At 68.2% G+C, this 19,011-nt stretch carries 21 protein-coding genes; 11 read left to right on the top strand and 10 right to left on the bottom strand.

All coding sequences use genetic code 11. The features are described 5' to 3' along the window. Positions 1-170 precede the first annotated feature (170 nt). Positions 171-2,267, top strand: a complete 2,097-nt coding sequence (locus ABID41_RS01225; protein WP_331932154.1) for a catalase — start codon at positions 171-173, stop codon at positions 2,265-2,267. Here ABID41_RS01225 and hisC read toward each other — a convergent pair. After that, complete coding sequence (gene hisC / locus ABID41_RS01220; protein ID WP_331932155.1) at positions 2,264-3,319, bottom strand: histidinol-phosphate transaminase; 1,056 nt, start codon at positions 3,317-3,319, stop codon at positions 2,264-2,266. The two genes, ABID41_RS01225 and hisC, sit on opposite strands and share 4 nt — an antisense overlap. 65 nt (positions 3,320-3,384) lie before the next feature. Then, positions 3,385-5,739: an ATP-dependent helicase gene (locus ABID41_RS01215; RefSeq protein WP_331932156.1), complete on the bottom strand. Its 2,355-nt coding sequence runs from the start codon at positions 5,737-5,739 to the stop codon at positions 3,385-3,387. A 98-nt stretch (positions 5,740-5,837) separates the two neighbouring features. Here ABID41_RS01215 and ABID41_RS01210 point away from each other — a divergent pair, with 98 nt between their 5' ends. Together ABID41_RS01210 and ABID41_RS01205 are read left to right on the top strand one after the other, a co-directional pair. Then, positions 5,838-6,056 (top strand): hypothetical protein, encoded by a 219-nt coding sequence (locus ABID41_RS01210; protein WP_331932157.1) that lies wholly within the window; start codon positions 5,838-5,840, stop codon positions 6,054-6,056. A 2-nt stretch (positions 6,057-6,058) separates the two neighbouring features. Next, positions 6,059-6,205: a hypothetical protein gene (locus tag ABID41_RS01205; RefSeq protein ID WP_331932158.1), complete on the top strand. Its 147-nt coding sequence runs from the start codon at positions 6,059-6,061 to the stop codon at positions 6,203-6,205. Here ABID41_RS01205 and ABID41_RS01200 read toward each other — a convergent pair. Continuing rightward, positions 6,202-6,414 carry a ribbon-helix-helix domain-containing protein gene (locus ABID41_RS01200; protein WP_331932171.1) on the bottom strand — a complete coding sequence of 71 codons (213 nt, stop codon included), beginning with the start codon at positions 6,412-6,414 and terminating at the stop codon, positions 6,202-6,204. The two genes, ABID41_RS01205 and ABID41_RS01200, sit on opposite strands and share 4 nt — an antisense overlap. Before the next feature lie 118 nt (positions 6,415-6,532). On the opposite strand from ABID41_RS01200, the gene ABID41_RS01195 reads away from it, so the two are divergent. Beyond that, positions 6,533-7,312 (top strand): Coq4 family protein, encoded by a 780-nt coding sequence (locus ABID41_RS01195; RefSeq protein WP_331932159.1) that lies wholly within the window; start codon positions 6,533-6,535, stop codon positions 7,310-7,312. A gap of 106 nt (positions 7,313-7,418) precedes the next feature. On the opposite strand, the gene ABID41_RS01190 is transcribed toward ABID41_RS01195, so the two are convergent. Beyond that, positions 7,419-7,613, bottom strand: coding sequence for a DUF4169 family protein (locus ABID41_RS01190; RefSeq protein WP_331932160.1), 195 nt, complete (start codon positions 7,611-7,613; stop codon positions 7,419-7,421). After that, a complete protein-coding gene (locus ABID41_RS01185; RefSeq protein ID WP_331932161.1) occupies positions 7,610-8,212 on the bottom strand; it encodes a glutathione S-transferase family protein in 603 nt (200 codons plus the stop codon). Before ABID41_RS01185 ends, ABID41_RS01190 begins: the two co-directional genes overlap by 4 nt. Positions 8,213-8,337: 125 nt before the next feature. On the opposite strand from ABID41_RS01185, the gene ABID41_RS01180 reads away from it, so the two are divergent. Both ABID41_RS01180 and ABID41_RS01175 read left to right on the top strand, forming a co-directional pair. Then, positions 8,338-10,038: a CHASE domain-containing protein gene (locus ABID41_RS01180; RefSeq protein WP_331932162.1), complete on the top strand. Its 1,701-nt coding sequence runs from the start codon at positions 8,338-8,340 to the stop codon at positions 10,036-10,038. Positions 10,039-10,105: 67 nt separating this feature from the next. Then, entirely contained in the window at positions 10,106-10,336 is a 231-nt protein-coding gene (locus ABID41_RS01175) for a DUF2171 domain-containing protein (protein ID WP_331932163.1), read from the top strand. A 73-nt stretch (positions 10,337-10,409) separates the two neighbouring features. Here the strand turns inward: ABID41_RS01175 and pyrE are convergent, their stop codons facing one another. Continuing rightward, positions 10,410-10,946 (bottom strand): orotate phosphoribosyltransferase, encoded by a 537-nt coding sequence (gene pyrE / locus ABID41_RS01170; protein ID WP_331932172.1) that lies wholly within the window; start codon positions 10,944-10,946, stop codon positions 10,410-10,412. Further along, entirely contained in the window at positions 10,946-12,148 is a 1,203-nt protein-coding gene (locus tag ABID41_RS01165) for a pyridoxal phosphate-dependent aminotransferase (protein WP_331932164.1), read from the bottom strand. The genes pyrE and ABID41_RS01165 overlap by 1 nt, the downstream gene beginning before the upstream one ends. Positions 12,149-12,286: 138 nt before the next feature. On the opposite strand from ABID41_RS01165, the gene ABID41_RS01160 reads away from it, so the two are divergent. Then, positions 12,287-12,727, top strand: coding sequence for a hypothetical protein (locus ABID41_RS01160; protein ID WP_331932165.1), 441 nt, complete (start codon positions 12,287-12,289; stop codon positions 12,725-12,727). Here the strand turns inward: ABID41_RS01160 and dmeF are convergent. Both dmeF and ABID41_RS01150 read right to left on the bottom strand, forming a co-directional pair. Next, positions 12,724-13,725: a CDF family Co(II)/Ni(II) efflux transporter DmeF gene (gene dmeF / locus ABID41_RS01155; protein ID WP_331932166.1), complete on the bottom strand. Its 1,002-nt coding sequence runs from the start codon at positions 13,723-13,725 to the stop codon at positions 12,724-12,726. The genes ABID41_RS01160 and dmeF overlap by 4 nt on opposite strands. 10 nt (positions 13,726-13,735) lie before the next feature. Beyond that, the gene (locus ABID41_RS01150; RefSeq protein WP_331932167.1) at positions 13,736-14,011 is read right to left on the bottom strand and encodes a metal/formaldehyde-sensitive transcriptional repressor; all 276 of its coding nucleotides are present in this window, start codon (positions 14,009-14,011) and stop codon (positions 13,736-13,738) included. Positions 14,012-14,097: 86 nt separating this feature from the next. On the opposite strand from ABID41_RS01150, the gene ABID41_RS01145 reads away from it, so the two are divergent. The 4 genes from ABID41_RS01145 to modA all read left to right on the top strand — a co-directional run bounded on the left by ABID41_RS01145 (position 14,098) and on the right by modA (position 18,630). Beyond that, positions 14,098-14,823: a TVP38/TMEM64 family protein gene (locus ABID41_RS01145; RefSeq protein ID WP_331932168.1), complete on the top strand. Its 726-nt coding sequence runs from the start codon at positions 14,098-14,100 to the stop codon at positions 14,821-14,823. A 247-nt stretch (positions 14,824-15,070) separates the two neighbouring features. Beyond that, positions 15,071-16,648 carry a 2-isopropylmalate synthase gene (locus ABID41_RS01140; RefSeq protein ID WP_331932169.1) on the top strand — a complete coding sequence of 526 codons (1,578 nt, stop codon included), beginning with the start codon at positions 15,071-15,073 and terminating at the stop codon, positions 16,646-16,648. Positions 16,649-16,852: 204 nt separating this feature from the next. Further along, positions 16,853-17,731 (top strand): EamA family transporter, encoded by an 879-nt coding sequence (locus tag ABID41_RS01135; RefSeq protein ID WP_354297031.1) that lies wholly within the window; start codon positions 16,853-16,855, stop codon positions 17,729-17,731. Between the two features lie 143 nt (positions 17,732-17,874). Continuing rightward, entirely contained in the window at positions 17,875-18,630 is a 756-nt protein-coding gene (gene modA / locus ABID41_RS01130; protein WP_331931309.1) for a molybdate ABC transporter substrate-binding protein, read from the top strand. Here modA and ABID41_RS01125 read toward each other — a convergent pair. Next, on the bottom strand, positions 18,627-18,980 hold the full coding sequence (locus tag ABID41_RS01125) for a hypothetical protein (RefSeq protein ID WP_331931307.1): 354 nt from the start codon (positions 18,978-18,980) through the stop codon (positions 18,627-18,629). The genes modA and ABID41_RS01125 overlap by 4 nt on opposite strands. Positions 18,981-19,011: the final 31 nt, after the last annotated feature.

Genomic DNA, 19,011 nt, shown 5'->3' with positions numbered 1-19,011 from the left:
ATATGGCTTGGGTGTCATCCCGGTTTCGGCCGCGGGCCGAAGACCGGGACCCATGAACACCGATCAAGCAGCCCCGGGGGGAGCATCTAAGACCTCCTTTTGTGCAAGCCCGGCCGTGAACCATTCCCCCCATCACCCGCTCTAGGCCAACACGAGCGGGAGAAACTCCGATGGCCGACGACGCCTACAAGAACCGCAATCCTGGGCGGGGTGGTGAGACTCACCAGGTCGCTTCCGGCGGAACGCCGGTCATGACCACCGAGCAGGGAATTCCGGTCGCCGACGACCAGAACACCTTGAAGGTCGGCGAGCGCGGGCCCTCGCTGCTCGAGGATTTTCACTTCCGCGAGAAGATCTTCCACTTCGACCACGAACGGATTCCCGAACGCGTCGTCCATGCCCGCGGCTTTGGCGTGCATGGGTTCTTCGAGGCCACGGAGTCCCTGTCCGAGGTCACCCGCGCCGACCCGTTCCAGGAGGTGGGCCGGCGCACGCCGGTCTTCGTCCGCTTCTCGACCGTCGCCGGCAACAAGGGGTCCTTCGACCTGGCCCGCGACGTCCGCGGCTTTGCGGTGAAGTTCTACACCCAGGAAGGCAACTGGGACCTCGTCGGCAACAACATCCCGGTCTTCTTCATCCAGGACGCCATCAAGTTCCCCGATGTGATCCACTCGGTGAAGCAGCAGCCGGACCGCGGCTTTCCGCAGGCCCAGTCGGCCCATGACAACTTCTGGGACTTCATCTCGCTGACGCCGGAATCCATGCACATGGTCATGTGGGTGATGTCGGACCGGGCGATTCCGCGCTCCTTCCGCTTCATGGAAGGCTTCGGCGTCCACACCTTCCGCTTCATCAACCTCGCCGGCGTCTCGACCTTCGTGAAGTTCCACTGGCGGCCCAAGCTCGGCCTGCAGTCGGTGATGTGGAACGAAGCGGTGAAGATCAACGGCGCCGACCCCGACTTCCATCGCCGCGACCTCTGGGACGCGATCAACGGCGGTTCGCCGCCGGAATGGGAGCTGGGCGTCCAGCTCTTCGACGACGCCTTCGCCGAGGCCTTCGAGTTCGACGTCCTCGACCCGACCAAGATCATCCCGGAGGAGCAGATCCCGATCCGCATCGTCGGCCGCCTGGTGCTCGACCGCACGGTGGACAACTTCTTCGCCGAGACCGAACAGGTCGCCTTCTGCACCCAGAACGTCGTGCCGGGCATCGGCTTCAGCAACGATCCGCTGCTGCAGGGCCGGAACTTCTCCTACCTGGACACCCAGTTGAAGCGCCTGGGCGGCCCGAACTTCACCCACATCCCGGTCAACGCCCCGCGCTGTCCCATGGCCCACTTCCAGCAGGACGGGCACATGGCGATGAAGAACCCGGTCGGCCGCGTGAACTACGAGCCGAACAGTTGGGGCGAGCATGGCGGGCCGCGCGAATGTCCCGAGCGCGGCTATCCGCACTTCCCCTCGCAGGAGGCTGGAGAAAAGCGTCAGGTCAGGTCCGAGAGCTTCGCCGACCACTACAGCCAGGCGCGGCAGTTCTTCATCAGCCAGACCGCCGTGGAGCAGAAGCATATCGGCGACGCCCTGACCTTCGAGCTCAGCAAGTGCGAACGGGCCGACATCCGCGAGCGCATGGTCGCCCACCTGCGCAACATTGATGAGGGGCTGGCGACGGCCGTCGCCAAGGGGCTGGGCCTGGCGGTCCTGCCCGACGCCTTGCCGCCGGCCAGGGCGCCCATCGACCTGCCGCCGTCCGACGCGCTCAGCATCGTCAAGCGCGGCCCGAATAGCTTCAAGGGCCGCAAGCTCGGGCTGCTGGTGACCGATGGCGCGGATGCAGGGCTCGTCCGGGGCCTGATCGCCGCCGCCGAGGTGGAGGGCGCGGTTGCTGAGGTCGTGGCGCCTCACATCGCCGGCGTGACCTTGAGCAATGGCGGCCTGCTGCCGGCCAAGCAGAAGATCGATGGCGGCCCTTCGGTGCTTTACGACGCCGTGGCCGTGGTCCCTTCGCCCGAGGGCGCGCAACGCCTGGCGATGGACAAGACGGCGAAGGACTTCGTCAGCGACGCCTACGCCCACTGCAAGTTCATCGCCTACGCGCCGGGCGCCGAGCCGCTGCTCGAACGCGCCGGGATCGCCGCCACCGACCTGGACGAGGGCGTCATCGCGCTGGATGGGCCGGACGCTGCCAAGGCGTTCATCGAGGCTTGCGGCCAGGTGCGGCTCTGGCCGCGGGAGGCCAAGGTCGACCTCGACGCGGTCGCCTAGAGGATTTCTTCCAGGGCCGCGATCAGGCGGTTGATCTGCCGGTCGGTTCCGACCGTGATCCGCAGGTGGTCCGAAATCCGCGGGGCGGCGAAGTGGCGGACCAGCACAGCGCGCTCCCGCAACGCCTTGGCCAAGGTCGCGCCCTCGTGCTCCGGATGACGGGCGAAAACGAAGTTGGCGGCGGACGGCAGGACCTCAAAGCCCAGCCGCCGCAGTTCGGCCTCCATCCGCGTGCGGCTGGCGATCACCGCGGCCCGGCGGTCCTGGAAATACGCGTCGTCCTCGACGGAGGCGATGGCGCCCGCCTGGGAGGTCCGGGCCAGCGGATAGGAGTTGAAGCTGTCCTTCACCCGCACCAGCCCCTCGATCAGCGCCGCATCTCCGATGGCGTAGCCGACCCGCAGGCCGGCGAGGGCCCGCGACTTCGACATGGTCTGCACGACCAGCAGGTTCGGGTGCTTTGCGATCAGCGGAATGGCGCTCTCGCCGCCGAAGTCCACATAGGCCTCGTCGATCACCACGGGGACGTCCGGCTGGACGCGCAGCAGCGCTTCGATCTCAGCTCGCGGCAGGGCGACGCCGGTCGGCGCATTGGGGTTGGGCAGGATGATCGCCCCGGCCTGGCGCACATAGTCCGCAGTGCGGAGGCCAAAGCCCTCGTCCAGCGGCACGGCCTCGAAGCCGATCCCGAACAGCCGGCAATAGACCGGATAGAAGCTGTAGGTGATGTCCGGAAACAGCAGCGGCCGCTCGTGCTTGAGCAGGGCGGCGAAGGCGTGGGCCAGGACCTCGTCCGACCCATTGCCCACGAAGACCTGCTCCGGCCGCACACCGTGATAGCGCGCCAGGGTCTCGCGCAGGGCGGTGGCCTCGGGGTCGGGATAGAGCCGCAGATCGTCGCCGGCTTCGGCGGCGATCGCCGCCAGGGCGCGCGGCGAAGGGCCGTAGGGGTTCTCGTTGGTGTTCAGCTTCACCAGATCGGGAATGCGCGGCTGCTCGCCCGGCACATAGGGCTTCAACTCGCGCACTAGCGCGCTCCAGTAGCGGCTCATCGGCTCCTCCGGTCGAGCCGTGGGCTTAGGGGCTGGGCGGGCAAGCGTCAAACGAGATGGGGGGCTCACGCCTTCTCGACGAAGCTGTCGATGACCTTCTTCTCGCCGGCCTTGTCGAAGGTGACGGTCAGCTTGTTGCCGTCCACCGACTTGACCGCGCCGTAGCCGAACTTCTGGTGGAACACCCGCTGGCCTCGCTTGAAGTCGCTTGCGGCCGAGGACTCCGACACCACCAGCCGGCCTTCGCCCTCGATGACCTGGCCGCGGCCGGGATGGCTGCCGCGGAAGTTCCGCTCCTGGGCGCGTTTCCAGCCGGGGGAGGAATAGCCGGCGCCGAAGGTCGGGCTCTCGTCCCAGCGGCTGCCGTGCTGCTGCTGCATGCCGGGGCCGCCGCCGTAGTATCCGGTCTCCGAGCTCGCCTCGACATTGGCCAGGGGCAGTTCGTCCACGAAGCGGCTGGGAAGTTGGCTCGTCCAGCGGCCATAGACCTGGCGGTTGGCGGCGAAGGAGATCCGCGCTTCCTCCCGGGCCCGCGTGATGCCGACATAGGCCAGCCGCCGCTCTTCCTCGAGGCCCTTCTCGCCCTTCTCGTCCATGCTGCGCTGGGAGGGGAATACGCCTTCCTCCCAGCCGGGCAGGAAGACCAGTGGGAACTCAAGCCCCTTGGCCGAGTGCAGGGTCATGATCTGCACTGCGTCGGCCTGTGGGCCGCGGTCCATGTCCATCACCAGGGAGACGTGCTCGAGATAGGCCTCCAGGGTGTCGAAGGCCTGCATCGACTGGACGAGTTCCTTCAGGTTCTCCAGCCGGGTCTGGGCGGTCGGCGTCTTGTCGAGGCGCAAGGCGTCCGTATAGCCGCTCTCCTCCAGCACCTGCTCGGTCAGGCGCGAATGGTGGATCGCCTGGGCCTGGCCGCGCCAGCGGTCGAGGTCGCGGATGAAGTTCGACAGCGCCGTGCGGGTGCGCGCGGCCAGCTCGTCGGTCTGGATGGCTTCTCGGGCGGCCTGCATCACTGGCACGCCGTTCAGCCGGGCGATCTGCAGCAGCTTCTGGACGGTGGTGTCGCCGATGCCGCGCTTGGGGACGTTGACGATGCGTTCGAAAGCCAGGTCGTCGTCCGGCGACTGGATCAGCCGCAGATAGGCGTGGGCGTCCCGGATTTCCGCCCGCTCGAAGAACCGCGGGCCGCCGACCACCGTGTAGGGGATCTGCAGCATCACGAAGCGCTCTTCGAAGGCCCGCATCTGGAAGGAGGCCCGCACGAGGATGGCGATGTCGCGGTACCTTCGGGGGTCCTTCTCGGTCCCGCCCTTGTGGGCGCGCTCGATCTCCTCGGCGATCAGCCGGCTCTCGGCCTCGCCGTCCCAGACCCCGCGGACGATGACCTTCTCGCCGCCGTCCTGCTCGGTCCAGAGCGTCTTGCCCAGGCGCCCCTTGTTGGCCGCGATCAGGCCCGAGGCCGCCGCCAGGATGTGGCTGGTCGAGCGATAGTTCCGCTCAAGCCGGATCACCGTCGCGCCGGGAAAATCGCGCTCGAAGCGCAGGATGTTGTCCACCTCGGCCCCGCGCCAGCCATAGATCGACTGGTCGTCGTCGCCGACGCAGCAGACGTTCTGGCGCTTCTGAGCCAGCAGCCGCAGCCACAGGTACTGGGCGACGTTGGTGTCCTGGTACTCGTCCACCAGCACGTATTTGAACCGGTCGTGGAAGTCGGCCAGCACGTCCGGATTGGCCATGAACAGGGTCAGGTTGTGCAGCAGCAGGTCGCCGAAGTCGCAGGCGTTCAGCACCCGCAGCCGCTCCTGATAGAGCCGGTAGAGGGCCGGGCCCTTGCCGTTCGCGAACTCGCGGCCCTCCGACGGCGGCAGGCGGTCGGGCGTCCAGCCGCGGTTCTTCCAGTGGTCGATCAGCCCGGCCAGGGCTTTCGGCGTCCAGCGCTTGGCGTCGACATTCTCGGCCTCCAGCACCTGCTTGATCAGGCGCTCTTGGTCGTCGGTGTCCAGGATGGTGAAGTTCGACTTCAGGCCCACCAGCTCTGCGTGGCGGCGCAGGATCTGGGCGGCCACCGAGTGGAAGGTGCCCAGCCAGCGCAGGCCCTCAGCCGACGGCCCGATGATATGGGTGATCCGTTCGCGCATCTCGCGCGCGGCCTTGTTGGTGAAGGTGACGACCAGCAGTTCCCAGGGCTTGGCGCGCCCGGTGGCCAGGATGTGGGCCAGCCGCGTGGTCAGCACCCGGGTCTTGCCCGTCCCGGCGCCAGCCAGCACCAGCACCGGCCCTTCCGTCGCCTCGACGGCGGCGCGCTGCTCGGGGTTCAGCCCTTCCAGATAGTCGGGACCACGCACCCGGGCCAGATCGCTGACACGCGCGACCGGCAGGGCGTCGTCAAACGGATTGTCGAATGATTCATCGGCGGACATCGGAACATATGTAGCACACGCGGCGCGTGACTTAAGGCCCGGAACCGCCCCCTGCGGCGGTTCGTTCTTAACGTGACTGTGGCGGGAGGAGGCAGGTGATGGCCCCGAGGGCCAGCAATGGAACGCTTGTCTGGATCGCCGTGCTCGTCGGCGTGCTGATCGCGGGCGTCGCGGCGGTCGGATACCTTGTCTATGCCGGGCGCCAGGCCGTGTCCGAGCCGCGAGGCGTCAACCTGGACATCAATATCCCGCGCCCGCCGAACATTCCCCCTGACGCGCCGAAGCTGCCCGACGCGCCGATCCCGCAGCCCAAATAGCCGTGGAAGACGACGACGACCTTCCGCCGGGCGCACGGCAGCGTCGCAAGGGAATCCCCCTGGTGCTCTGGCTGGCCATAGGGCTCGGCCTCGTGTTCGCCTTCCTGGCCCTGCTGCGGTTCTTCTATCCGCCGGGCATGGGCCTCTAGGCCGAGGCCTTCACGAACGCCAGCGCCGCCACGCGGCAGGCCGAGGCGAGGGGGCGGTCGCCGCGCGAAGCGTCGATCCCGGCGATCAGGACGGCCAGGCTCACGCCGTCTGCGGCGGCCATGGCGTCCAGAACTTCCCAGAACTCCGGCTCAAGGGCCATTGAGGTGGCGTGGCCGGACAGCAGGATCGAGCGTTTCTTCAGCGGCATGGCGGCGTTGTGGCCCAGGCGCAACGCCGCCGCAAAGGCTTTCGATTGTCGCTTGCATAAAGATGACGCATGCGTCACTTTCAATTCGAACGCTGTTTGTTTTATCGAGGCCGCCGTCATGGCTATGACCGCCGACGTCCGCGAGGTTCCGATTCGCCGCCAGGTCCAGCCGGACGCCCCCATGCCCAAGCCCCGCATGCAGTGGGGCGTCGCGCTCAAGGCGCTGCAGCGCCTGCTGAACGACAAGGAAGACACCGGACAGGTCTTCGAGATCATGCGGGCGCTCAACGGGACCTCGACGGCCAAGGGTTACCAGCGCCTGCTGACCACCGTGCAGGGCGGCCGCATCGCCTATCAGCGGCAGGAGTTCGCCGAGCGGCTGATGGACGACGCCTGGCTCGACTCTTTCGGCGCAGGCACCGTGGGCGCGGCCTATCGCGATTTCATCCGTTCCGAGCGCCTCTCGGCCGAAGGGCTGGTCCAGGTCAGCCGTATCGAGGGGAACGAGATCGACATCCAGCACCCCTATGCCTGGTTCGGCCGCCGCACCCGCGACGTGCACGACATCTGGCACATCCTGTCCGGCTATCACCGCGACGGCCTGGGCGAGGCGTGCCTCGTCGCCTTCTCGTACGCTCAGACCAAGGGCCTTGGCTGGGCGCTGATCGCGCTCGGCGCCGTCTCGCGTTCGCGGGGCGCCGACTATCCGTACGTGAAGGCGATCTGGCAGGGCTACAAGCGCGGCAAGGCGGCGGCCTGGCTGCTGGGCGAGGATTACGAGCGCCTGATGAACGAGCCGCTCGTGGCCGCCCGCAAGCGTCTGGGGATCACACCGGCCACGATCTACGATTCCATCCCGGCCGAGGCCCGAGATCAGGCGGTTCCGGCCCGGATGTGACGACTTTGCGCGCCTGCCGTGGGGACGGGCGCGCGAATGGCGCAGGCTAGTTGCGCCGGGCGGGTGGGGGAGTGTCGAGCCTTCCCCACCCGCGCCCATGCCTCCTTCAGCTCGCGTCGTCTTCCGGTTCCCGCCTGGCGCCGTCCAGGGTGCGGTCGGCCTTTTCCTTCTCGGCCTCAGTGCGGGTCTTCTCGGATTTGGTGCGGCCGAACTTGGCGCGGTTCTCGCGCGCCTGCTCCTTGGCCAGCGCCTGTTCGCGGGCCTTGCGGACCTTGTTCAGGTTCACGACGTTGTTGCTCATGCGCCCTCCATCGCCTTGGCCATGAAGCGCTGGAAGCCCGGGCGCTTCTGAATCCGGTCGAGATAGCCTCGGACCGCCGGCGTCTCCGGCAGCAGTTTCGCCACGTGCGCCGCCCAATGCAGGGCGGTGGCCAGGCTGACATCGGCCGCGGTGAAGGCGTCGCCGACCGCGTAGTCGTGGGCGCTCAGCGTCGCCTCCACATGCGCCACGGCGTCTTCGAAACGACCGAACGAGACGGTCAGCGCATCGTATTGCCAGCCGAACGCCTTCGCCGACAGGCAAGGGTCGAGCACGGAGTCCACATAAACCAGCCAGCTCAGGTAGGGTCCGCGCCGCGGATCGCCGATGGGCGGCGCGAGGCCGGCCTCTGGAAAGGCGTCGGCCAGATAGGTCGCGATGGCGGCGCGTTCGGTGATCACCACGCCTTCATGCACGATGGCCGGCGCCTTCTTGTGGGGCTGGATGGCCCGGTAGCTTTCCGGCGCCCCGCCCTCGCGCCGGATGTCCACCAGCTCGATCTGGTAGGGGACCCCCAGCTCCTCCAGTAACCATAACGTGGTCCCCGAGCGGGATTGCGGCGCATGATAGAAGATCAGCATATCGACCTCTCTGATCCGCTCCCCCCAGGGTGAGCCTAGAGGAAGCGCGCGCACGATCAACCGCGCCTTCCCAGCCGGCCTGTTCGGAGCTAAGGCGTTGATCCTCGAACAGGATCGGAAGCGCCTTGGCCACCAGCTTCTTCGAGAAAGCTCGCGCGAAGGTGCGCAACTGGCCGACGCTGGCCTTGCCCGGCATTGTCGCGGCGGCAGGGCTCGTGGTGACGCTCGCTGGCGCGGTGATCCTGGAAAACGGCCGGGAACAGCGTGAACGCCTGCGGTTCGACGCCGTGGTCGACCAGGCCAACGACGCCGTCGGCAACAGGCTGGAAACCTACATCGCGGTCTTGCGGGCCGGCGCGGGCCTGTTCGCGGCCAGCGATGCGGTCAGCGCCGACGAATTCCGCGCCTTCGCCGACCGGATCGAGATCGCCCGCCGATATCCAGGGATTCGCGGGATCGGGTTCTCGGCGCGAATCCGGCCCGGCGAGGAGGCGCACAGGGCTGCGGAGCTTGCGGCCGAGGGCGTACCCAGCCTGCCTCCGCGGGAGCCGGACGGCGAACTCCACGCGATCATCTACCTGCACCCTCTGGACGAGGCGAACCGCCGGGTTCTGGGATTCAACATGCACGGTCATCCCGTGCGCCGCGAAGCCATGAACCGCGCCCGCGACACCGGCATGCCGGCGCTCTCGGGCAAGGTCCTGCTCGCCCAGGACGCCGAGGCCCAAAATCCGCAGGCAGGTTTCCTGATCTATGAGCCGGTCTATCGCGGGGGCGTCACGCCCCCGACGATCGAGCAGCGCCGCGAACGCCTCGAAGGCTTCGTCTATGCGCCTTTCCGAGCCGGGGACCTGCTGTCCAACGTCCTGCCCTCGGCCAGGGCGGTCGGCCTGGACTACGCCGTATATGACGGGAAGCCCAGCGAGGCGAGCCTGCTGCGCCAATCGCCAGGCGCCGCGCCGCTCACCGGAGGCATGGCGGCCATGCGCCTGCTCAGGGTCGGGGGGCGGGACTGGACCATTATCTACCGGGCCAGGGCCGACCACGACCGCACCTCGGATCGCTGGCTTAGTCTCGTCTTTCTGGGAACCGGGTTGCTGGCCACCGTGATGATCAGCGTGGCCACCTGGCGTCAGGTAAGCGCGCGCCTGGCCGCCGAGCGCGAGGTCGCCGCCCGGATCGCCGCCGAGGCGCGCCAGAGGCTGCTGCTCGACGAGTTGAACCATCGCGTGAAGAACACCCTGGCCACGGTGCAGTCGATCGCAGCCCAAAGCCTCCGCCATGGAGAGGACGTCGCCAGCGTGCGCGCGACCTTCGAGGCGCGGCTGATCGCCCTTTCCCATGCGCACGACCTGCTCACCCGCGACAACTGGAGCGGTGCGAGCCTCGCCGAACTGGTGGGCCAGGAACTGGCCCCCTATGGCGGGGCCAACGGCGAACGGTTGGCTATCGCCGGCGAGCATGTCTGGCTGGCGCCGAACACCGCCGTCGCCCTGGGCATGGCCTTCCACGAACTGGCCACCAACGCAGCGAAGTACGGGGCGCTGTCCAACGAGTATGGCCGCGTGCATGTCACCTGGACGGTAGGCCCGGGCGCCGGACCGCGTCCGCTTCGCATCGTCTGGCGCGAGATCGGCGGCCCGCCGGTCGTAAAGCCCGAGCGCCAGGGCTTCGGCTCCCGGGTGATCGTCGGCGGCCTAGCTCACCAGCTCGACGGCGTCGTGGACCTCGACTTCCCGCCGACCGGCGTGGTCTGCACCATCGCCTTCACCCTGCCGCCGATCGGCGCCGACGACGAGATGATGGACCTGGGATCGGCGGCCTGACCTGCAACCGCCCCTCCGCCGAGCCGTTCTCCATGCACCCCGAAACGCAGGATGGAGACGCAAGACCATGCATCCCGGCATTCGCGAACATATGGAAGTGGTGGGCTCGGACGGAGGCCATGTCGGCCGCGTCGACCACATCGTCGGTGAAGAGATCGAGCTCGCCAAGCTGGACCTCGGCGCCGGGCTCAAGCACCACCTGATTCCGGTCTCGTGGATCGATGACGTCATCGACGACAAGGTCCGCCTGAACATCACCAAGGAAGCGGCCAAGGCCGCCTGGCGCGAAAAGCACTAGGCGCTGCGGATTCTCCCCTCGGGGGAGGGGGGGCTTGCCGACGGCGAGACGGAAGGGGCCGCCGCAGGCGGTCTCAGCGCGTGCTCGCCGCCTTCAGGTCGTCGAGCGTCAGCGCCGGAAGCACTGGCAGATCGAGGCCCTCGATCTGCGCAGGGCCTCCGCCGCGCCAGACGGCGCAGATGACTGCGATGGTGATCGCGCCGGCGTCATCCAGACGGGCCTTGGCGTCGCGCACCGCGCCGCCGGTGGAGATGACGTCCTCGACGATCACGACACGCTTGCCGCTCAGGTCGCCGCCCTCCACGGCGAGACAGGTGCCGTAGGCCTTCGGCTGCTTGCGAACGAAGGCGGTAGGCCAGCCCGACAGCAGCGACATCGCCGTGGCGATCGGTACGCCGCCCAGTTCAACGCCGGCCAGGACCTCGGTTTCCGGCGGCACGAGCGGCAGCATGGCCTGGGCCACCCGCTTGAGCAGCCGAGGGTCGGCCTCGAACCGATACTTGTCGAAATACTCGTTGGCCCGCGCGCCCGACCGGAGCACGAAGTCCCCGGTCAGTCGCGCGGCCGCGTCTATGTCCGCAGCGAGTTGTCTACGCGCCGCGGCGTCCATCACGTCACGTTCGCGCAGAAGCGTTGGATGCGGGTGCAGGCGTCTTCCAGCACGGCGTTGGAGGTCGCGTAGCTGATGCGGAAGAACGGCGAGAGGCCGAAGGCCGCGCCGAACACCACCGAGACGCCTTCCTGTTCCAGCAGTTCGACGGCGAAGTCCTGGTCGTTCCCGATGACCTTGCCGGACGGGCTCTTCTTGCCGATCAGCTTTTCCACCGACGGATAGACGTAGAAGGCGCCCTCTGGCGTCGGGCAGGCGATGCCGTTGGCCTGGTTCAGCATCGAGACCACCAGGTCGCGGCGGGCTTCGAACAGCTTGGCGTTCGGCTTGATGAACTCCTGGGCGCCGTTCAGCGCCTCGACCGCCGCCCATTGCGAGATGGACGAGGGGTTGGAGGTCGTCTGGCTCATCACCTTGGCCATCGACTTGATCAGCGCCTCGGGGCCGGCCGCATAGCCGATCCGCCAGCCGGTCATGGCATAGGCCTTGGAGACGCCGTTCATGGTCAGGGTGCGGTCGTAGAGCGCCGGCTCGACCTGCGCGATGGTCCAGAACTGGAAGTCGCCGAACACCAGGTGCTCGTACATGTCATCGGTCAGGATCCAGACATGCGGATGGCGCAGCAGCACGTCGGCGATGCCGCGCAGCTCTTCCTTGGTGTAGGCCGCACCCGAGGGGTTGGAGGGCGAGTTCAGGAACACCCACTTGGTCTTCGGCGTGATCGCCGCTTCCAGGTCGGCCGGTTGTAGCTTGAAGCCGGTGGCGTCCGAGGTGGCGACGGCCTTCGGCGTGCCGCCGGCCAGCAGCACGATGTCCCAGTAGCTGACCCAGTACGGCGTCGGGATGATCACCTCGTCGCCCGGGTTCAGGGTCGAGAGCATGGCGTTCCAGATCACCGGCTTGCCGCCCGGCGAGACGTTCACCTGGCTGGTCTTGTAGGAGAGGCCATTCTCGCGCTGGAACTTGGCGACGATGGCTTCCTTCAGCTCCGGAATGCCGTCGACATTGGTGTACTTCGTCTTGCCGTCGCGGATCGCCTTGATGGCGGCTTCCTTGATGTTGTCCGGCGTGTCGAAGTCGGGCTCGCCCGCGGCCAGGGAAATCACGTTCCGGCCCTGCGCTTTCAGCTCACGTGCTTTCGCGTCGGCCGCCAGGGTGGCGGACGGCTTCACGCGGGCGAGCGCGGCGGATTCGAGCGACATGGCGGGCATACTCCCGGGGCAAGTTAAGAGGAAAACGCGGGCGGTTTAGCCCAAGGGCGGGGAAAGGCAATCCCGCCTCAGCGGCGGAACGGCGTTTGCGGACTACTCGTTTCCTCAGAACCACAGGCGAGGACAGAGATGCTCGACCATTCCGGCTTCATAGCGCTCGTCCTGGGCGCCACGTTCCTGGCCGGATGCGGCCAGGAAACGCGAACCGCCTCGGCCACGCCCGCTCCGGTTCCGGCTCCAGTCCCGGCGCCTGCTCCGGCCGTCGCTCCGCCGACCGCTACGCGGCCCGATTATGTCGGCCACTGGGCCGTCTCCCTGGCGGGCTGCCAGGCCGGCGGCTGGGACTTCAGGCGCGACAGCGTCGGGACCGCGGGCGAGGTCTCCTGCGCCTTCAAGAAGGTCACCCCCACCACCGAGGGCTACGCCATCGACGCCGAATGCACCGCCCAGGCCCCGCCGGAGCTGAAGAGCTTCACCCTGGTCTTCTCCGGCGTCGGGCCGGCCGAGACCATGACCGTGGCCGGCGGCCCCTGGGGTAGCCCGGTCGCCTTGATCCGCTGCCCGCCCTAGCGGACTTCCACCGTCAGGTGGCGCAGTTCGTGGACAGGGGCCAGGCGCCGGCGAATGGCCTCCACGCTCGTCTGGCTCCGGACGCTGACGATGGCCGCGTGCGCCTCGGGGCCCACCCTCCAGACATGCAGGTCGGTGATGCGGGCGTCGCCGGGCGTCTCCACCAGTTCGCGCACTTCCTCGGCGACATGGGCGTCGGTGGTGTCCAGCAGGATCTGGGCGGTGTCGCGCAGCAGGCCCCACGACCAGCGCGCGATGACCAGGGCGCCGACAATCCCCATGGCCGGGTCGAGCCAGGTCCAGCCCAGGAACCAGCCGGCCAGCAGGGCGACGATGGCCAGCAGTGAGGTGAGGGCGTCGGCCATCACGTGCATGTAGGCCGAGCGCAGGTTGTTGTCCCTGCCATGATGGCCGTCGTCGGCATGGTCATGATGCGGGTGCGCGTGATGGTCGTGATCGTGGTCATGAGCATGGCCGTGACGGTGCTCGTGACCGTGAGCATGGCTGTGGCCATGGTGTCCATGTCCGTGGTGGTGGTGGCCGGCCCCGAGCAGGGCGGCGCTGACGAGGTTAACGACCAGACCCACGACCGCGACGATGGTCGCCTCGCCAAAGGCGACGTTGGCCGGCTCGAACAGGCGGCGAACCGACTCCACCCCGATCCCCAGGGCGATCATCGCCAGCACCAAGGCCGAGGCGAAGCCGGCGAGGTCACCGACCTTGCCCGTGCCGAAGCTGAAGCGGCGATTGCCGGCGTGCCTCCGCGCATAGATGTAGGCTATGGCCGCCACGCCCAGCGCCCCTGCATGGGTCGCCATGTGGAAGCCGTCGGCCAGCAGGGCCATGGAGCCGGACCAGTATCCGGCCGCGATCTCGACCACCATCATCAGGGCGGTCAGGCAGACCACCCACAAGGTTCTGCGGGCGTTGCTGTCGTGGTTCGCACCGAGGAAGACGTGATCGTGCGCGAACGCCTCGATGTCTGCGGATGTCGTCATGAGGAGCGGCCTATTTCGAGTAGCGGCGGAAAGCTTGGATCACTTCCTGGGCGGCCTTGGCGCGGTCGTCGTCGGACAGGCCTGGCTTTGCCAGGTGCTCGTGAATGTGCGCCTCGACGATCTCGTCCAGCAGCCCGCTCATCGCGCCGCGCGCGGCGGCCACGAGATGCAGGATCGCCCCACACTCCGCACGGCTTTCGATGGAGCGTTCGATCGCGGCCACCTGGCCGGCGATGCGCCGCACGCGCTTGAGCAGGGCTTCGGGGTCGGCGGTGAGATGTCCCATACCATACCCCCCTATGGTATAGCCAGCGGCTACGCAAGCCGCCACGCGCCTTGACCACGGCCCGCGAACAGGCGACGGGATGGGCGATGGGTCGTTTTCTGCGCTTCCTCTACGAGATGGACGCCAAGGCCTGGCGAACCCTCCTCGTGTCCTTCGTCCTGTTCGGCGGCGTCGGCGTCGTCTTCCTGTTCGGCGCCCAGGTGCTCGGCTTCGACGGCGAAGCGACGGTGGAGCGCTGGCTGGGCTTGGCCGCCGATGGGCCGTGGGCGCTGCCGGTCGCGGTGCTCTCCTTCGCCGTCCTAGCCTTCGTCGGCGTGCCGCAGTTCGTGCTGATCGCCGCGGCGGTGGTGGCCTTCGGAGCCTGGGCCGGATTCGCCTATAGCTGGATCGGCACCATGGTCTCGTCCCTGGTGGGCTTCTACCTGGGACGGGCGGCCGGCGCGCGCGCGCTCAGGACCCTCTCCGGCGAGAGCATGCAGCGGTTCATGGACCTGGTGGGCCGAAACGGCTTCCTGGCCAGCCTGATCGTGCGGCTTGTGCCTTCGGCGCCGTTCATCGTCGTGAACATGGCGGCCGGTGTCACGCCCATGCGGATGCGCGACTTCGCCTTCGGCACCGCCATCGGAATCGTTCCGAAGATCATCCTCACCGCCTTCGCCGGCAATTCCATCGTCCGGGTCCTGAGAGGCGAGGGCGGCGAGCATCTGCTTGGCCTCGGAGCCATCGTCGTAGTGTGGATCGCCATCGGCTGGTTCGCCCGCAAGTGGCTGAAATCCCGCGAGGACGCCATCAGCGGCCCACGCAAGGACTGAGTCTTTCGCGGCAACTTCTTGCGCCCCGGCGTCGATAAGTCGGTTTTTGCGCAAGAGTCTTGCGGCTCGGGCGTCGTTTGGGTACACAGCGCACCATGCGTACGCAGCCGAACAGCCTGCTTCTTCTTGACCTGGGGCTTAGCCGCCCCTGGGCTACCCTTTAGGCTGCGCACCTTCGCGGCCGGGCGCCCAGGGGACATTCCGCAACCCGAGACGCCCAACAACGCCCCCGCGAAGAGAGCCCCCAATGACCACCGTTTCCGCCGCCGCCGCCCGCGATTCCCGTGATCGCGTAATCGTCTTCGACACCACCATGCGCGACGGGGAGCAGTCCCCCGGCGCCTCCATGTCGCTGGACGAGAAGCTGGAGCTGGCCAAGATCCTCGAGGACATGCGGGTCGATGTCATCGAGGCCGGCTTCCCGATCGCCTCGAACGGCGACTTCGAAGCCGTCCGCGCCATCGCCGAGATCGTCACCGAGAGCACCATCTGCGGTCTGGCCCGCGCCGCCCCCGCCGACATCGAGCGCTGCGCCGAAGCCATCCGCCCGGCCAAGCGTGGCCGCATCCACACCTTCATCTCGACCAGCCCGGTCCACATGAAGTGGAAGCTGCAGATGGAGCCGGAAAAGGTGCTGGACATGGTGACCCGCTCGGTCAGCCACGCCCGTAACCTGTGCGACGATGTCGAGTGGTCGGCCGAGGACGCCACCCGCACCGAGCGCGATTTCCTGCGCCGCTGCGTTGAGGCCGCGATCCGCGCCGGCGCCACCACGATCAACATCCCCGACACCGTCGGCTACACCTATCCTTCCGAATATGCGGACATCTTCCGCGACCTGATCGAGAACGTACCGGGCGCCGACAAGGTGATCTTCTCGACCCATTGCCATAACGACCTGGGCCTGGCGGTCGCCAACAGCCTGTCGGGCGTGCAGGGCGGGGCGCGCCAGGTCGAGGTGGCGGTCAACGGCATCGGCGAGCGGGCCGGCAACGCGGCCCTGGAAGAAGTGGTCATGGCCCTGCGCGTGCGCGGCGACCGGCTGCCCTTCCACACCGGCGTCGACGCCACCCACATCACCCGCGCCAGCCGCTATGTCTCGGCCATCACCGGCTTCCCGGTGCAGTTCAACAAGGCGATCGTCGGCAAGAACGCCTTCGCCCACGAGAGCGGCATCCACCAGGACGGGATGCTGAAGAACGCCGAGACCTACGAGATCATGCGCCCCGACGACGTGGGCCAGGGCTCGACCAACCTGGTCATGGGCAAGCACTCCGGCCGCCACGCCTTCCGCGAGAAGCTGAAGGAGCTGGGCTACGACCTGGGCCAGAACGCCCTGAACGAGGCCTTCCAGCGCTTCAAGGACCTGGCCGACAAGAAGAAGCACGTCTTCGACGATGACCTCATCGCCCTGGTCGACGACGCCCTGGCCTCGAGCGCCGATCGCATCCAGGTCAAGCACCTGCGCGTGATCGCCGGCACCGACGGCCCGCAGGAGGCCGACCTGACCGTCACGGTCGACGGCGAGGAGCGGTCGGCCAAGGCGACGGGCGATGGTCCGGTGGACGCAGTGTTCAACGCCATCCACGAGGTCGTGCCCCACACCGCCATCCTGCGCCTGTTCCAGGTCCATGCGGTGACCGAGGGCACCGACGCCCAGGCCCAGGTCTCGGTGCGTCTGGAAGAAGACGGCCGCATCGCCACTGGTCAGGCCGCCGACACCGACACCCTGACCGCCTCGGCCAAGGCCTATGTCAACGCGCTCAACAACCTCTTCGCCCGCAAGGAAAAGAGCGCTCCGGACGCGATCGCCTCGGGCTTCTGAGGACGCCCGGCGCCGCCTGCCTCACGAGTGTCTTCCCGGTTCGGCCAGAGGCCGATCCGGGACCCATGAACACCCGATCGGACAGGATGCGGCGCCGTGGGCGACGCCTTGACATCAGCCGCTAATGGATTCCGGCCTTCCGCGTCGCTCAGCCGGGATGACACTCGAGGTGGGGCAGCCGCCAGCGCGGCTGTGCTTTGAATCATGCTCTGGATTGTACTGACGGCGGCCGCTGCGCCGCTGCAGGTTGCGCGCAATGCGTTGCAGCGCGGGCTGGTCGGCGACGCCGGCCCCTGGGGCGCGACCCTGGTCCGCTTCCTGTTCGGTCTGCCGTTCGCCCTGACCATCTTCGCGGTCGTGGCGCTCATGACCCCGGACGCCGCGCCGAGGTTCTCCTGGCGCTTTGCTGCGGCCGTCGCCAGTGGAGCCGCGGGCCAGGTGGCCGCCACCGCCGCCCTGCTGGTGGCCATGCGGCGGTCGGGCTTCGCCGTGGCGACCTTCATGCAGCAGTCCTCGCTGCCGCTGGCGGCGCTGATGGGCGTGCTGGTCGGCGACCAACTCAGCCCTCACGCCTGGGCCGGCGTCGCCGCGACCACCGCAGGACTCGCCGTTCTCTCCTGGCCCCGGGCGGGGGGCGAGAAGGGCGCAGGCCGCGGCGCCCTGTTCGGCCTGGCCTCGGGCCTGGCCTTCGGGATCACGCTGAACGCCTACCGGCAGGCGGGCGTCGCTCTTGATGCGGCCCATCCGATCTATGCGGCGACGGCTTCGGTCTGCGTCGCCCAGACCATGCAGTCCATCGGCCTGGTGATCTTCCTGGCCGTCACTCGGCCCGGCGCCCTGAGCGCGGTGATGGCCTCGTGGCGCCAGTCCCTCGGCGCTGGCTTCTTCGGGGCGGCGGCCTCGGCCTGCTGGTTCGCCGCCCTGGCCATGGCGCCCGCGGGCGCTGTCCGCGCCGTTGGCGTCATCGAAGCCCCCATCGCCGCCGCCGCCGGCCGCCGCCTATTCAAGGAAAAGCTCTCGCTCCGCCAGATGATCGGCGGCCTGGCGACCGCCGTCGGTGTAGTGATGACCGCCCTCGGTTGATGTCCCTCAAGGGACCCGAGGGGATTGCCGAATAGGGATTGCCGAATAGGAATTGCATGAGACGCCGCCTCGGTTTCGGTCGCCGCCGCTGTCGCGTCCCGATCCCGGGCCGGTGTCGCGGTCCATCCGAGAGGAAGCCTGGCGTGAACCTCATCCGATACGTGGCGGCCGTCCTGGCCTCGCTGCTGCTGGCGACGGCGGCCCAGGCTGCGCCGGTCACCGTCTTCGGCGCGGCTTCCCTGAAGAACGCCCTGGACGAGGTCGGCGCCGAATACGCCAGGTCCGGGGGGCAGGCGCGGTTCTCCTACGCCGCGTCGTCGGTCATCGCCCGCCAGATCGAGCAGGGCGCGCCGGCCGACATCTTCATCTCCGCCGACAGCGAGTGGATGGACTATCTGGCTCAGCGCCGCCTGATCGTCGCCGCGAGCCGTCGCGACCTGCTCACCAATCGCCTGGCCCTGATCGCGCCCAAGGGCTCGAAGGTGAATCTCAGGATCGGCCGCGGCATGCCGATCGCCAGGGCGCTCGGTTCCGGTCGCTTGGCCCTGGCCGGCCCCGACGTGCCTGCCGGCCGCTACGGACGGTCCGCCCTGACCGCGCTCGGGGTCTGGAACAGCGTCTCTGGCCGGCTCGCCTCGGCCGAGAACGTTCGCTCGGCCCTGCTGTTCGTCGCCCGCGGCGAGAGCCCGCTGGGCGTCGTCTACGACACCGACGCCAAGGTCGAGCCGCGGGTGCGCATCGTCGGCCTGTTCCCGACGAACACCCATCCGCCGATCGTTTATCCGGCCGCGCTCGTCGCCGGCTCGAAGAACCCGGACGCGGCCAGGTTCCTCGCCTTCATGCGCGGCCCGCGCGCTGCGGTCATCTTCAAGAAGTACGGCTTTACAGTGCTTCGCTAGCGCGCCTTGCGCTTGGCGAGCGCGAAGGGGACCAGCGCGGCGATCACGCCGCTCAGGTTCGCGGCCAGGTCCTTGATCTGGAACGTGCCCGAGATCCAGCCCAGCGCCTGGCCCGCCTCCAGCCCGACGCCCAGCGCGATGAACACCCCGCCGATGGTCCAGGGCTTCACGCGGGGCAGGGCGATCACCGACAGCACGGTCAGCAGGTAGCCGTAGATCATGTGCATGGTCGCATCGGCCGGCGGCGCCCAGCGGCGCGCGTTGTAGTGCGGGTCCAGCGCGCCGAGCACGCAAAAGGCCAGGACGACCGCCAGGGCGATACGCCCCGCCCAGGTGATGATGTTCTGCATGGCGCGCGACCCTAATGCGCTTCGCCGGTTT

The sequence above is a fragment of the Phenylobacterium koreense genome (genome assembly GCF_040545335.1).
Lineage (GTDB): Bacteria > Pseudomonadota > Alphaproteobacteria > Caulobacterales > Caulobacteraceae > Phenylobacterium > Phenylobacterium koreense.
The sequence above is the reverse complement of the archived record's forward strand: the minus strand, read 5'-3'. Positions and strand labels throughout refer to the sequence as shown.